11 protein-coding genes and 1 pseudogene are annotated in these 14,826 nt (G+C 47.2%); 9 read left to right on the top strand and 3 right to left on the bottom strand.

Features of this window, described 5'->3' with window-relative positions:
- Positions 1-2: 2 nt before the first annotated feature.
- Complete coding sequence (locus B5J94_RS01050) at positions 3-608, bottom strand: porin (protein WP_079363872.1); 606 nt, start codon at positions 606-608, stop codon at positions 3-5.
- Positions 609-907: 299 nt separating this feature from the next.
- Between B5J94_RS01050 and pheS the strand changes: the two genes are divergently transcribed.
- The 6 genes from pheS (at position 908) to B5J94_RS01020 (ending at position 6,540) form a co-directional block, all read left to right on the top strand.
- Positions 908-1,966, top strand: coding sequence for a phenylalanine--tRNA ligase subunit alpha (gene pheS, locus B5J94_RS01045; RefSeq protein WP_062500814.1), 1,059 nt, complete (start codon positions 908-910; stop codon positions 1,964-1,966).
- 18 nt (positions 1,967-1,984) lie between these two features.
- Positions 1,985-2,233: a hypothetical protein gene (locus tag B5J94_RS01040; protein ID WP_062500816.1), complete on the top strand. Its 249-nt coding sequence runs from the start codon at positions 1,985-1,987 to the stop codon at positions 2,231-2,233.
- A complete protein-coding gene (locus B5J94_RS01035) occupies positions 2,233-2,616 on the top strand; it encodes a type II toxin-antitoxin system VapC family toxin (protein ID WP_062500818.1) in 384 nt (127 codons plus the stop codon). The genes B5J94_RS01040 and B5J94_RS01035 overlap by 1 nt, the downstream gene beginning before the upstream one ends.
- 12 nt (positions 2,617-2,628) lie before the next feature.
- Positions 2,629-5,028 carry a phenylalanine--tRNA ligase subunit beta gene (gene pheT, locus B5J94_RS01030; RefSeq protein WP_062500820.1) on the top strand — a complete coding sequence of 800 codons (2,400 nt, stop codon included), beginning with the start codon at positions 2,629-2,631 and terminating at the stop codon, positions 5,026-5,028.
- 96 nt (positions 5,029-5,124) lie between these two features.
- The gene (locus B5J94_RS01025) at positions 5,125-5,412 is read left to right on the top strand and encodes an integration host factor subunit alpha (RefSeq protein ID WP_062500822.1); all 288 of its coding nucleotides are present in this window, start codon (positions 5,125-5,127) and stop codon (positions 5,410-5,412) included.
- 630 nt (positions 5,413-6,042) lie between these two features.
- A complete protein-coding gene (locus tag B5J94_RS01020; protein WP_062499906.1) occupies positions 6,043-6,540 on the top strand; it encodes a pyridoxamine 5'-phosphate oxidase family protein in 498 nt (165 codons plus the stop codon).
- Positions 6,541-6,623: 83 nt separating this feature from the next.
- Here B5J94_RS01020 and B5J94_RS01015 read toward each other — a convergent pair whose 3' ends face one another.
- Positions 6,624-8,567, bottom strand: a complete 1,944-nt coding sequence (locus B5J94_RS01015; protein ID WP_062499910.1) for a DEAD/DEAH box helicase — start codon at positions 8,565-8,567, stop codon at positions 6,624-6,626.
- 245 nt (positions 8,568-8,812) lie between these two features.
- Between B5J94_RS01015 and B5J94_RS14000 the strand changes: the two genes are divergently transcribed.
- Positions 8,813-8,965, top strand: coding sequence for a hypothetical protein (locus tag B5J94_RS14000; protein ID WP_156065109.1), 153 nt, complete (start codon positions 8,813-8,815; stop codon positions 8,963-8,965).
- 668 nt (positions 8,966-9,633) lie between these two features.
- Positions 9,634-12,000, top strand: a pseudogene (locus B5J94_RS01010) (RelA/SpoT family protein).
- A 64-nt stretch (positions 12,001-12,064) separates the two neighbouring features.
- Here B5J94_RS01010 and B5J94_RS01005 read toward each other — a convergent pair.
- Positions 12,065-12,388 (bottom strand): TraR/DksA family transcriptional regulator, encoded by a 324-nt coding sequence (locus B5J94_RS01005; RefSeq protein ID WP_444542971.1) that lies wholly within the window; start codon positions 12,386-12,388, stop codon positions 12,065-12,067.
- Positions 12,389-12,539: 151 nt separating this feature from the next.
- Between B5J94_RS01005 and parC the strand changes: the two genes are divergently transcribed.
- The gene (gene parC, locus B5J94_RS01000) at positions 12,540-14,765 is read left to right on the top strand and encodes a DNA topoisomerase IV subunit A (protein ID WP_062499908.1); all 2,226 of its coding nucleotides are present in this window, start codon (positions 12,540-12,542) and stop codon (positions 14,763-14,765) included.
- The last annotated feature ends 61 nt before the right edge of the window (positions 14,766-14,826 follow it).

Raw genomic sequence — 14,826 nt, 5'->3', positions numbered from 1 at the left:
CATTAAATCTCTTTCCAAACTAAAAATAAACCCTTATAAGTATTGGGGTTGAGGTTTTTAAAAATCCACAAAAATCGGGGTTTGGAAAGAAGTCTATTGAACTTAGGAGAGATGTATTGAATGACGTTATTATGACGGTCGCCCAAATAGCTAAATGGCAAGCCCACACCTGATGCGTAGACATAACTTTGGTCTACATAGTCAATGTCGTCATCAGGGGTGTAAATACGACCTGCACGCACAGTACCATACTGCTTATTTTTAAGCCCTAGGTAGGTATTACGAGATTCAAAATTTCTACCCGCCCCATCATCATCAAGATGAACACGATATTCTAGGTAGTATTCCAAATCCGTAGCATCGGTCAGTTTTTCATCACCTGTCAAACGCAAACGAGAACCGCCAGAGTTCATTTTAGTACGGTCAGTTTTCGCATTTGTGACAGCCCCAGTCACGGTATTGGTTGTCTTGGTGTCTACGTTATCATATGTGCCAAACAGATAAAGACGACCTGAGATTTTAGGGTCGGCATGAGCAGTTGTGGCGAGCATGGCACCAAGTGCGATGGAAGTAGCGATGGCTAGTTTTTGAGTGGAAAAATGTTTCATGATGTTCCTTAAGCTGAGATGGTGCCACCATGTCCACTTAATTAGTCCTAATTAAGCAGTCCCGACACGATGGCAACAGCGTTTATCTTGATACAAATTAACAGTTTTATAACTGCAAGGTAAATATACATAAAATTACATCATATTGCAAATATTTTTTAAAATAATACGTAAAAAAACCAAAAATCGGACATATTCACCCATAATTTGTCAGTTTTTGCCAAAATGGCGTGGTTTTTGTTTACATTTTTATAATTATTTTTTACAATAGTTCTTTTAAATTCATGATGATAACGAACATGACTGATACTCATTCTCCCTTAGATGTGGTGCTTGCCCTATCGCATTTGGATAAACCCCTAGCAGATATTAGCAGTGATGATTTTGATGATTATGCCAAACAGGTCATCGAAGCGATTGGCACAGCTTGCGACACCGCTCAATTACAAGAACTAAAAGGGGCATTGCAAGGCAAAAAATCCCCCATTACCGCCCTATCCAAACAAATGGGCGGACTGGACGCAGACGGCAAAAAAACCTATGGGGCGCACCTGCACGAGCTTCGCACTCGCATTGCCACCGCCTTTGATGAGCGTGGGGCGGTGCTGTCGGCACAGGCACTAAACGCCAAACTGCTTGCCGAGCAAATAGACATCACGCTCCCTGCTCGCCACAAGCCCACAGGTGGTCTGCACCCCATTACGCTTGCCACCGAACGCATGAAAAAATTCTTTGTACAGGCAGGATTTAGCGTGGCGACAGGTCCAGAAGTAGAGAGCGATTATTATAACTTTGAAGCCCTAAATATCCCCGACCACCACCCTGCCCGTGCCATGCACGACACCTTTTATTTTGACGCTCACTACTTGCTACGCACGCACACCAGCGGGGTACAGATTCGCACCATGGAAAAGAGCGAACCGCCCCTGCGTATCATCTGCCCTGGGCGTGTGTATCGCTGTGATAGCGACCAGACGCACTCGCCCATGTTTCATCAAATGGAAGGCTTGATGATTTCTAAATCGTCTAATTTTGCCGAGTTAAAGGGCGTGATTCATGAATTTTTGAATGCGTTTTTTGGTAAAGAAATGACCGTGCGTTTTCGTCCGAGCTTTTTCCCCTTTACCGAGCCGTCCGCCGAAGTGGATATTTTGTCTGACAGTGGCAAATGGCTAGAAGTGTTAGGCTGTGGCATGGTACACCCCCAAGTTTTGCGTAACTGTGGCATTGACCCTGATGAATATACAGGTTTTGCTTTTGGGCTAGGCATTGAGCGTTTTGCCATGCTGTATTATGGCATTGATGATTTGCGAGTCTTTTTCCAAAATGACGTAAGATTTTTGGGGCAGTTTGCTTAATCAACAAGGAGTGCAATCATGTTGCAAAGTTATCAAGCCGTCATTGAACACGGTCAATTAAAATGGCTAGACACACCCCCACAGGTACAAAATGCTCGCCTGATTGTAACGCTATTGCCTGATGATTTGGCATTTGATGAGTCGCAAACTTACGACCTAAACAAAAAAGGCGAAAAGCGTTTTGGCTTTATGCAAGGACAAGGGGCTGTTCCTGATGACATTCATTGGGGCGATGATGAAGTGGCAAAACTGTTTGGTGTGGACTGATGTATTTATTAGACACTCATATCGTCATTTGGCTTGCCCAAGAACCTCAAAAGCTAGATGAAAGATTAAAGGCTTTGCTTTTAAATAAAAATGTCAAAGTGTATTTTAGCACAGTCAATTTGTGGGAAGTTGCCATTAAAAAGGCGTTGGGTAAGGCAGGTTTTGATGTTGATGTCAAATTGCTTTATCAGCATTTGATTGAAAATCAGTATTTGGAATTACCAGTATTGTCAAGGCATTGCTTACTGGTGCAAGACTTGCCTTTATATCATAAAGACCCTTTTGACAGATTGATAATCGCCCAAGCCATGAGCGAAAATTTTACCTTAATCACAGAAGACACAATCATTCCCCAATACCCTAATTTAAAACTATTTAAATAATTTGAGAAACTTATGAAAATCAGCGAAAACTGGCTTAGACAATGGGTCAATCCCACTAATTCATCTGCCGAATTGGGCGAACAGCTTACCATGCTTGGCTTAGAATTGGACGGCATGGAGCCTATCGCCCCCATGTTTGGTGGCGTGGTTGTGGGACAGGTCATCACCTGCGACAAACATCCCGATGCCGACAAATTAAGCGTAACGACCGTCAATGTTGGCACCGACACCCCCCTACAAATCGTCTGCGGGGCAAGTAATGTACGAGCAGGACTAAAAGTAGCGGTTGCCACAGTCGGGGCAGAGTTACCGCCCCCAAGCACAAGTCAGGATGACAAGCCCTTTAAAATCAAAAAAGGCAAACTGCGTGGCGTGGAGAGTCAAGGTATGCTTTGTGGTGCGTCCGAGCTTGGTCTCATTGATGAGATAGACGGGCTTTTGGAGTTGGACGATGATGCCCCGATTGGTGTCAATGTACGAGATTATTTGGGGCTTGACGGACAGATTTTTGATGTGGCAATCACGCCCAACCGTGGCGACTGCCTAAGCGTGCTTGGCTTGGCTCGTGAGATGAGCGTGGCAAACCGCCTGCCCCTAAACCGCCCACAGATAAGTCAAACCGCCCCCACATTGGATAAGACGGTAAATGTCAAGGTGGCGGATGCGACCGCTTGTCCACGCTATCTTGCCCAGTACATCGGTAGCATTGACCGCACCGTAAAAACCCCCAAATGGCTCAAAGACAATCTTATGGCAAGCGGTCTGCGTACCCATAATTTTTTGGTGGACGTAACCAACTTTATCCTATTAGAACTCGGTCAGCCCCTGCACGCATTTGACGCTGATAAAATCGTGGGAGCGATTACGGTACGCCTTGCCAATCAAGGCGAAACGGTGGAACTGTTAAACGAGCAAACCATTACCCTAACAGGTGATGAGCTTGTTATCGCTGATGACGTGGGCGTGCTTGCACTGGCAGGGATTATGGGTGGGTCTCGCTCGGCGGTGTCGGACAGCACAACCAACATCGTGTTAGAATCGGCTCATTTTAATCAGCTAAACATCGCAGGGCGTGCCAGACGCTTTGGTTTGCACACCGATGCCAGTGCCAGATTTGAGCGTGGGGTGGATTTTGACTTACCAAAAATCGCCCTTGACCGTGCCACGACCTTGATAGCAACCATTGCAAACGGTCAAGTCGGACAAATCACCATGGCAGAGAGCGTGGCAGATTTGCCAAAACGTGAGCCTGTGCGTGTGCCATTTGACAAGGTAGAAAAACTGCTTGGCGTGGCGTTGTCTGCCGATGACATCACTGACCTATTAAACCGCCTAGAAATCCATACCACGTTTGACGGCACGGCATTTATTTGCCAACCCCCAAGTCATCGTTTTGACATCAGTATATCAGAAGACATTATTGAAGAGATTGCCCGTGTGTATGGCTATGACAACATCGCCCCACGCCTACCCCAGTTTGCGGTGGACATGAGCTATGACGATACGGCAGATTTGACTCATGTGCTTAAATTAACCCTTGCCAAACAGGGCTATTTTGAAGCGGTGAGTTTTAGCTTTTGTGATGACAAATTAGAACAACTGCTCGACGATGACAAATTGGGCGAGATTTTACCGCTTGCCAACCCAATCTCATCAGAGCTTGCGGTCATGAGACGTACGCTACTATCTAGCCTATTGCCTATTGTGAGTCATAACCTAAACCGCCAGCAAGCGGACGTGCGACTCTTTGAGACGGGTTTGTCATTTGTCGGCAAAGACGTGGCAAGTTTGGCACAAATCCCAAGCCTTGCTATCATCGCCACAGGACGAGCAACCGACAGCATTCATGGCGTGCGTGCGGTGGACTTTTTTGACCTAAAAGCGGACGTGGAGAGCCTGTTGCCACGCCACGCCACGCCCCATTATGAGCGGGCGGATTTGGCGTTTTTACATTCAGGACAAAGTGCGTATGTGTCGGTAGGCGGTGAGCGGATTGGCTATTTTGGGCAGTTGCACCCCAGTATCAGCACCGCCTTAGATTTGCCGACTGTGTGGGTGGCTCAGTTTGAACTTGACAAACTCATCAATCTGCACCGCACCGCCCTTGATGTCGCCTTGCCAAGCAAATTCCCAAGCGTTCGCCGTGATTTGGCGTTTTTCGTGGATAAGGAGCTGGCATGGCAAGACGTGGCAGATGTCGTGCGTGAAGTGGCAGGCGAGCATTTGACAGATGTTGCCTTGTTTGATGTCTATCAAGGCGACAGACTGCCCGAAGGCAAAAAATCACTGGCGTTTGCCATGACCTTACAAGATACCACTCGCACCCTTTCTGATGATGAGATTAAGGCTCTTATGGATAGGGTGATTGTGGCATTGACCGACAAATACCAAGCACAACTGCGTGATAGCTGATGTACTGACTTATCGGGGCGAATGTGGTTCGCCCTACAATCCAAACAGTCATTGATTAGCAATGCCGATTTTAATTTAATTTTAAAAGGATAACACATGGCAACCTTAACCAAAGCAGACATGGTAGACCATTTGACCATTCGCCTGCGTATGACTCGCCAAGATGCTCGCAAATTGGTGGATACCTTTTTTAGTGAGATTAGCCAAAGTTTGGCGGACGGTAAAGAAGTCAAGCTCTCAGGCTTTGGCAACTTTGAATTAAAAGACAAAAAATCTCGCCCCGGTCGCAACCCCAAAACAGGGGAAGTTATCCCTGTCAAGGCTCGCCGTGTCGTTACCTTTAAGGCAGGGCAAAAGTTTCGCCGTCAAATTGATGTGAAATAACACGGTTAATTTTTTAAAATTTGCAAAAGGCGGATACGCCCCAATCAAGCCCCGATGATTGGGGCTTTTTGGTGTGTTATATGGGGTAGATGGCGATTTGAACTTGATATTTGCCACAGGCTTGTAGGGGCGTGTTGAACACGCCCTTTTATGACATTGCTACACAAGGCGTGCACAGCACGCCTCTACATCCAAACATCATTGTGTTTGTGATAATTTTAAAGTTTCTTGGGTGCATATAGGGCAAATGGCGATTTGTCCACACATACGCATGATTTGCTTATACACAACCAAGGCATAACTTACATAAGCACACAAAGCGGTACATAAATTTACTTGGTAAATGGGGCAGAACTTGTTAAAGTAAGACATCACGATTTAGGGCGTGCCTATCATTGATAACATTTTTATAAAATAAGATGAAAACTTGACAATTTCAATCAATTTTTGCATGAAAAATGGCTAAATCTTGTTTTTCATCGTCAAAAACTTGTCTGATAGAATAACTATCAACCTGCGTTTTTTCCTTGAAAAACGTGCGATTTTTCTCATTTTTTATTGCAAATACCAAAGGAAGGCACGCCCTAGTGATAAAGTAATGTTAATCCACTGATAAATAAGGACAATCCCATGAGCGACACCCAAACCCACATTGACACCATTGGCGAGTTGGTCAAAGACATCAAATTTACCATGATGACAACCGTTACCGCAGACGGACATTTGCACGCCTGCCCCATGACAACCAGCGAGTTTGATTTGGCCAAAAAAGAGATTTGGTTCATCGCTGATGCCAGCACCCAAACCGTTGCCGACATTAAGGCAAACCCACAGGTCAATCTGTCCTACACCGCCCAAAACAACAAGGACTATCTGTCTATCAATGGTAAAGCCGAACTAGTCGCTGACCCCGCCAAACTCGATGAGCTATGGTCGCCCATGTACAGTGCCTTTTTTGCCAATGGCAAAGATGATGCCAATGTACAACTCATCAAAGTCGTCCCCAATGGGGCAGAATACTGGCTAAGCGGTAACAGTGTCGTTAATATGTTCAAACTAACAGCGTCTGCCATTACAGGCGGTAAGGTTGCCGATAGCTTGGGCGAGAATGCGTCTGTGCGTTTTTAAGATTAACTTAAAATTCAATTAAATCCAACCCAAACAAAACCCATGCCGAAACATGGGTTTTGTCCATTTTTGCAATAAAAATATCACAGCTCGCCAAATTTGCGTTTGGCTTTTTTCTCTTGACGTTTGGCAAAGAATACTTCTTCGACCGCTCGTTTTTTGTAGGGCTTTTTCATACCGTCTCTACCGCCAAATTTTGCCGTCTCTCTGCCGTCCTTGCGTTTGTCATCACGCCATGCACGCTCGCCTTTGTAGGTATTATCACGTTGTCCAAATTCACGGCTGTTTTCACGGGCATAACTTTCGTGCCTATTTTCACGGCTGTTTTCACGACCATGTTCACGAGCATAGCCAAAAGATTTGGGCTTGTCTTGGCGAGTACGTCTGTCGTCTCTGTCGCCAAAACGCTCTTGGTATGGCTTGGCAACACGCTCATCACGTCCGCTCTCGCCACGCTCATATCGCTCTGTGCGGTATTGGCGTTCACGGTTTGGTCTGTCGCCTTGTCGGTCATAACTTCTACCATAGCCATTGTTATCGCTGTACTTATCACGACCTGCTCTGCCGTCTGGTCTGTCGCCTTGTCGGTCATAAGCCTGCTTATCATAAATCTGTCTGTCATGACCGCCAAATGAAGACCGCCCCGAGCGAGTACTAAACTCCGCTCTCTCGCCACGCCCAAAGCCACGACCGCCCGAGCGACCATAACGCTCGCCACGTCTGCCACGCCCTTCACGTCTGCCGTCTTTATCTTTGGCACTTGGGGCGGGACGTTTGGGTTCTAACCCTACGACCACTTCTTCTTTCATTTCACGGTTTAGATAGCGGTTGATGTGTCCAAGCTGACGTCTGTCGTCCATGCTACATAGGTTCATGGCGACCCCTGTCCGCCCTGCACGCCCACAGCGACCAATGCGGTGTACATAGTCTTCGACTTGGCGTGGCAAATCATAGTTCACCACATGGCTAATGGCAGAGATGTCAATGCCACGAGCGGCGACATCAGTGGCAATCAAAAAGTTGCATTTGCCCGACTTGACATCGCTGATGATACGGTTACGCTTGCCTTGTGGCAAATCACCGTGCAGATAGCGAGCTGATAGCCCTGCTTCGGTGAGCGATTCGGCAAGCTGTTCGGTACTGCGTTTGGTGGCGGTAAAAATCACCGCTTGGTTAATCTCAGGATTGTTTAGAAGTTCAATCAAAATCTTATTTTTGTGGTGAAAATCATCACAAAAATACACGCTCTCATCGATATGAGCCGACTCAACTTTGATAGAGACACGCTCAGGATTCACGGTAAAGCTCTCGGCAATCTTGCCAACCGCTCCGTCCCATGTCGCTGACGACATCACGGTTTGGCGTTCGCTCGGGGCGGCTTCTAGGATAGTCTTGATGTCATCGGCAAAACCCATGTCCAGCATACGGTCAGCTTCGTCTAGTATCAGCGTGTCAAGCTCGGACAAATCCACACGCCCGTCATTCATGTGGTCAATCAAGCGACCCGGTGTGGCGATGACAATCTGCACGCCCTTACGCAAGGCACGAATCTGTCCGCCATACGGAGCTCCGCCAACCAATGGCACACTAAAAATCCCACGCATTTCACTGCTGTATTTACGCACGTTGTCCTGCACCTGCATGGCAAGCTCACGGGTGGGGGTGAGTATCAAGGCTTTAATGGCGGTCTTTTGGTGGCGGTTGTGTGATTTTTGGCTAAACTCGCTGGATTTTTCGGCAGGTTTTGGCTGGGCTAATTGGTGCAAAATCGGCAGGACAAACGCCGCCGTTTTGCCCGAGCCTGTTTGGGCAGACAATAGCAAATCACGTCCGTCTATGGCGTGGGGGATTGCCCCTGCCTGAATGGGCGTGGGCGTGGTATAACCTGATTTGGTTAGGGCTTTTAAAATGGGTTTGGCAAGTTGCAACTGCTCAAACGTTAAGCTGTTTTGCTCTTTTTGCTCGGTGGGTTGTTCGCCTGTTTGCTCATTTTGTGGGGCAAAATCTTGTTGGTGTTGGGTTGTCATAAATAACCTTGATGTCATGATGTTGATAATAATCGCTGGCTTGGCGAACGTGGTTAGGTTTTTAAAATGTCTATTTAAAAAAATCTTAAACCCCAATCTCAACTTGTATAAGTGATTGATTTATCAAAGGCGAATTGCAATTCGCCCCTACACCCAAAAAATAATTATGGGACAATCAATAAGTTACCATGTTAAATTGAGAAAGAAGTATCTTAAAAAGTCATCTAAATGGCAAAGGATAACCCTTGCCAAACCCAATCATGTTTTACAAAAACACCGAAGACAATTCATACTGCCAACAGTTTGCCATTGGTTTTATAATCAAAACCAATCTTGACAAAATCAGCAATCATGATGATAAGAAGTACACAGAAGTCATTTTAGACGTGCCATTTTAATTATATTAAAAAATAAACAATGGCAATTTGCATTTTTCTGATATATTTATCATTAAACGTAATGATGAAATATCCAAACGCCCAGAAGTATAAAACGAACTTAACTCGTTCTTAAACACATTTGACGGCAAAACCGTCCTAGCCTACGATGTGGCTTATTATATATTATAATATGAATAGAAAATAAGCAGGTTCAGCGATGTTTTGGCAAATTATTTTACCAAAGAGAACCATTATACCACAGTTTTTGGCAAAGTAGGCAGGAAATTTTGGTAAATTTTAGGGGTTTTTGGCTTTTAAAAATGCCCCGAAAATGCAATAATAGTGTTTTATCATTGGCATTGTTTAATGCAAGATGTTTTTTAAAACATGGACATCCACCCAAGAAACTTTAAAATTACTACAAGTACAATAATGTTTGGATGTAGGGGCGTGCTGTGCACGCCTTGTGTAGTAATGCCATCAAAGGGTATGCTCAGCACACCCCTACAAACCCATGGTGGATATCAAGTTGGTTGGGTGCATAGGGTGAAACACAACGCTCAAATAAATGCGTTGATAGGGTAAATTATAATCCACCCCGACAAATCCGCCCAAAGACATGATTGATGACAATGCCTATATATTTTATCAAATAGTGATTGAAATTTTAGATTAAAGGACATGACGTGGTACAGATTCGAGACAGCTTGCCCCTGCTGACAGGCAAAGACTCAGGCGACAGTGCAAGCCTAGCAGCAAGCCTTGTGGCAGACCAATTACACCCCGATTTTCAGGCACAGCTTCACAGTCAAAAACTCACCACCACCCACGACCACAGCCACGCCACCGACACGCCTGCCAAGATTAGCGAGACGGACATTGATGTCGCCCAATGGCTATCCAATGTCGCCCAGCGTATCGGCAAAGATGAGTTACCCCTGCTCAAAAAAGCCTGCCAATTTGTACAGGTACAATCATCCAAACCCCATAACTCTCGCTCGGGGGCGTATGTGACGGGCATTGGCATGGCGGACATTTTGGCATATCTGTTCCAAGATGAAAACGCACTGGTCGCCGCCATGCTCTATCGCTCGGTACGGCGTGAACTGATTGGCATGGACACCATCGCTCATGAGTTCGGGGCGGACATCGCCCATCTCATCGAAGACACGCTTGCTATGGGGCGACTGTCCGAGGCGATAGAGGGCAACAAACGGCTTGAAGATTATTTTGAAAATAACAACCGTGAACAGCTATCCACCATATACAGCATGCTCATTAGCACCACCAATGACGTGCGGGCGGTGCTCATCAAACTTGCCGAGCGTACCTTTGCCATGCGTGAGCTGTCCTTTGCCACAGCTGACCGCCAAAAACGGGTGGCTCGTGAGGTCATGACCATCTATGCTCCATTGGCTCACCGCTTATCCATCGCCTAGCTAAAATGGGAATTAGAAGACCTGGCTTTTCGCTATCTTGCCCCTGATGAGTACAAACGTATCGCCAGTCTGCTTGCCCAAAAACGTAGCGAGCGTGAACGTTACATCGAAGAAGTCAAGCAAACACTCACCGATGAGCTAAATCGGGTCGGTATCAAATGCGAAGTCTCAGGGCGTGTCAAACACATCTACTCCATCTATCGCAAGATGATAAAGAAAAACCTATCCTTTGACCAGCTCTATGACATCAGAGCCTTACGGGTACTGGTAAACACCAACGCCGAGTGCTATCATACCCTAGGCGTGGTGCATGGACTGTGGCGACACGTCCCCGAGCAGTTTGATGACTACATCACCAACCCCAAACCTAACGGCTACAAGTCGCTACACACGGTCGTCATCGCCCAAAATCGCACCCTGGAAGTGCAGATTCGCACCTTTGACATGCACTTTGAGGCGGAGCTTGGCAAAGCGTCGCACGTCAATTATAAAGAGGGCTTAAAGGGCAATAAAACGGACGACTATCTCACCGCCAAAATCAGCTCACTAAGACAGCTTCTGGGTGGAGACAAAAGCGAGAGCGACGAGATAGAGCTTGACAACCTTGATAACGTCCAACAAATCTACGTGTTTAGCCGAGACGGGGACATCACCGAACTGCCCAAGGGGGCGACCGTGCTTGACTTTGCCTACCATGTGCATACCGAAGTTGGCAATCGTGCCCAAGGGGCAAGGGTAAACGGGCGTTATGTGCCACTGACTCATCAGCCCAAAACAGGCGACCAAGTGGAGATTATCACCAAATCAAGCCGTGAGCCGAATCGTGACTGGCTTGTCTCATCGCTCGGATACATCCATACCGCTCGTGCCAAAGCCAAACTACGTCAATGGTTTAACAAACAAGACCGTGACAAAAACATCGAAACAGGCAAAGCCCTGCTACTGCGTGAGTTAGAGCGACTGAGCGTGGCGGTGTCGGGCGTGGACTTTGGTGTGCTGTGCCGAGAGCTGGACTACAAAGGTGAAGATGAGCTGTATCTTGCCATCACCATGGGCGAGATTGGGGTTAGCCAAATCTCAGGCAAAATCATCAAGGATTTGAACCTAAGCACGCCCAATGTCAGCGAAACGCACATCGAATCCAAATCCCAAACTCGCCCCAACAAATACAAGATTGACGTGCATGGGCTGGACAATGTCGAGATACACCTTGCCAAATGCTGTAACCCTGTACATGGCGAACCCATCACAGGCTTTATCACGCTCATGAATGGGGTCAGTATCCACAGTAGTGACTGCGTGGAGCTGTCACGGCTCGCCCAAAAAGAGCCAGAGCGGGTCGTCTGTGCCGACTGGCAAGCGGAGTTTGGGCGGTATCAGCCTGTCTGTGTGGTCGTGGACGCTCACGCCACAAGCGGACTGCTGCGGGATTTGTTTAATGTCATCGACCGTGAGAAAGTCAATATCCAACGTGCCGAGACAGTCTTTGATGACGGCATGGACGCTCAGATGAAATTCTTTGTGGAAGTGGCAGGCATTGAGCATTTATCTCGCCTGCTTGCCAAAATCGAACAACAGCCAAGCGTGGTCAAGGCAAGACGAAGTGTGGGTTAGGATTTAAAAACGCCAAAACAAAAAACGGTTCAGAGTGAACCGCTTTTTATGGTTGTCAGGCTGTCTATTTGGCGTGCTTGATACACTCTGTGGCATACGGCACCGCATCCAGTCGCCCTTCTTCTATCTCTTCACCGCACTCACTGCATTCGCCATACAAGTCGTTTTCAATGCAAGATAAAGCGACATTGACTTTGGCAAGGTTTTCTTGGGCTTCGATGAGCAGATTTTTACGCATGTCGTTTTCTTGGGCGGCGACAGCTTGATCGTCCCAATGTTGTCCTAGCTCATCTTGGGGGTGTTCTAGGTGATTGGTGATTTTATCAATGCGGTATTCGTACTCTGCTTTTAGGGCGAGCAAATCGGCTTTGTGTTTGTTGATGTCCATGATAACTCCTAATGGCTAATAAAATAAAGGATTTAAGTATAGATTAGCACAAATTTAGGATATTGGGTAGCGGTATTTTTAGCCCCCTGACAAATAGCCATTTTTTATTAAGTTTGCTACAATACCCCAAATTTTTTATTGACACCACACCATGAAAACCAATTTTGACACCCGCTCCATTGCCGAATTTACCGAATCTGCCTACCTAAATTACGCCATGTACGTCATCATGGACAGAGCCTTACCGCACATCGCTGACGGCTTAAAGCCCGTTCAAAGACGTATCATCTACGCCATGAATGAGTTAGGACTTCGCCATACCGCTAAGCCCAAAAAGTCCGCCCGCACCGTGGGCGACGTGCTTGGCAAATACCACCCCCACGGCGATACAGCGTGCTATGAAGCCATGGTGCTTATGGCACAGCCGTTTAGTTATCGCTATCCGCTTGTCATGGGGCAAGGCAACTGGGGCAGTCCTGACGACCCCAAATCCTTTGCCGCCATGCGATATACCGAAGCCAAGATGAGCAATTACGCCAGCACCCTGTTGTCCGAGCTTGGCGAAGGTACGGTGGATTTTATCCCCAACTTTGACGGCACGATGAGCGAGCCTGCCACGCTCCCTGCCCGCTTGCCAAACATCTTGCTAAACGGCACCACGGGCATTGCCGTGGGGATGGCGACCGACATTCCGCCCCACAATCTCACCGAGACCGTCAAGGCGTGTATCAAACTCCTAAAAAACCCTACCATCACCACAGCCGAGCTATGCAAAACGGTACTTGCCCCTGATTTGCCGACATCTGCCGAGATTATCACACCAAAAGATGAGCTTGTCAAAATGTACGAAACAGGGCGTGGCAATTACAAAATGCGAGCGACTTATCATATTGATAAGCAAGACAAAAATACCGTCATCATAGACGCTTTGCCCTATCAGGTCTCAGGCTCAAAAATCATTGAACAGATTGCCAAACTCATGACCGACAAAAAACTGCCGTGGGTCAATGACATCACAGACGAATCCGACCACGAAAACGCTTGCCGTATTGTCATTGAGTTTAAGCGGGGCAAGGTTGAGATTGACAAAATCATGGCTCATCTGTTTGCCACGACCGACCTAGAAACGTCCTATCGGGTCAATATGAATATGATTGGGCTAAATGGCAAACCTGAGGTCAAAAATTTAAAACAAATCCTATCCGAATGGCTCTCATCACGCCGTGCGGTGGTGCTAAGACGACTTGCCAACCGCCTTGATAAGATTGACAAACGCTTGCACATCTTGGCAGGTTTGCTCATTGCGTATTTGCACATTGATGAAGTCATTCACATCATTCGCACCGAAGACGACCCCAAGGCGGTCTTGATGAGCCGTTATGGATTGTCGGATACCCAAGCGGACGCCATTCTTGACATCAAACTTCGCCAATTAGCCAAATTAGAAGAGATTGAGCTTAATGCCGAGCGAGATGAACTACAAAAAGAGCGAGCCATCATTGCCGAACAAATGAATAACCCCGATAGCCTGACAAATCTACTGATAGACGAGCTAACCGCCGACATGAAAACGCATGGCGACAAACGCAAATCGCCTGTCGTGGAGCGTGAAGAGTCTGTCGCTGTCAAAGCGTCCGAGCTGACCCCGAGTGAGAGCGTAACCGTCATCATCTCAAAAGCAGGCTGGATTCGCATGGCAAAAGGGCATGAGATTGACCCTGTCGCCCTAAACTTTCGCACAGGCGATGAGTACGCCACGCACGCCCTTGGCAAGACGGGCGAGCGACTCATCGTGCTTGACAACATGGGGCGTAGCTATGGGCTAGACACGGCAAGTCTGCCGTCCGCTCGTGGGCAGGGCGAGCCGATTAGCAGTATGCTTAATTTGGCAAATGGCGTAAAAATTGAGCAAGCCCTATTTGGACAATGCCCCATTGTTCTAGCCAGCAGTCAAGGCTACGGCTTTATCACCGACACCAAAGGGCTAGACACCGCCCAAAAAGCAGGTAAAGCGGTGGTCAATCTGGGGGATGCAACCCTGTTGCCATTTGCCCCTGTGGATAACGCCACGCACATTGTGGTGGTAAGTAGTGGCGGAAATCTGCTCATCTTTAACCGTGATGAATTGCCCGTACTGGCAAAGGGCAAGGGCAACAAACTCATGAGCCTAAAAGACAACGAAACGCTGGTGGCGGTGTGTGCCTTAGCCGATACGGACAATCTTATCATTCGCACCAATAAACGCACGCTCACCCTAAAACCTGCCGACTGGGCAAGCTATCAAGGCAAACGTGCAGGGCGTGGCGGAGCATTACCAAAAGGATTTTTGAGCGTGGTGGGGATAGGCGTGGAGCGTGTGGAAAAGGTGGAGAGTTAGGCGTTTTGTGGGGTGTGTATCACACGCTTTTAAATGAAAGATATTAGACCTCTTTCCAAAC

Origin of the sequence: Moraxella lacunata, assembly GCF_002027545.1 — a bacterium.
Taxonomy (GTDB): Bacteria; Pseudomonadota; Gammaproteobacteria; order Pseudomonadales; family Moraxellaceae; genus Moraxella; species Moraxella lacunata.
This window is presented reverse-complemented; position numbering and strand designations above follow the sequence as displayed.

Bases quoted from the DNA above. Each gene is read 5' to 3' on its own strand.
- B5J94_RS01020 (WP_062499906.1), top strand. From the start codon at position 6,043: ATGAGCGACACCCAAACCCACATTGACACCATTGGCGAGTTGGTCAAA.
- B5J94_RS01040 (WP_062500816.1), top strand. From the start codon at position 1,985: ATGTTGCAAAGTTATCAAGCCGTCATTGAACACGGTCAATTAAAATGG.
- pheS (WP_062500814.1), top strand. From the start codon at position 908: ATGACTGATACTCATTCTCCCTTAGATGTGGTGCTTGCCCTATCGCAT.
- B5J94_RS01050 (WP_079363872.1), bottom strand. From the start codon at position 608: ATGAAACATTTTTCCACTCAAAAACTAGCCATCGCTACTTCCATCGCA.
- B5J94_RS01035 (WP_062500818.1), top strand. From the start codon at position 2,233: ATGTATTTATTAGACACTCATATCGTCATTTGGCTTGCCCAAGAACCT.
- pheT (WP_062500820.1), top strand. From the start codon at position 2,629: ATGAAAATCAGCGAAAACTGGCTTAGACAATGGGTCAATCCCACTAAT.
- B5J94_RS01025 (WP_062500822.1), top strand. From the start codon at position 5,125: ATGGCAACCTTAACCAAAGCAGACATGGTAGACCATTTGACCATTCGC.
- parC (WP_062499908.1), top strand. From the start codon at position 12,540: ATGAAAACCAATTTTGACACCCGCTCCATTGCCGAATTTACCGAATCT.
- B5J94_RS01005 (WP_444542971.1), bottom strand. From the start codon at position 12,388: ATGGACATCAACAAACACAAAGCCGATTTGCTCGCCCTAAAAGCAGAG.
- B5J94_RS01015 (WP_062499910.1), bottom strand. From the start codon at position 8,567: ATGACAACCCAACACCAACAAGATTTTGCCCCACAAAATGAGCAAACA.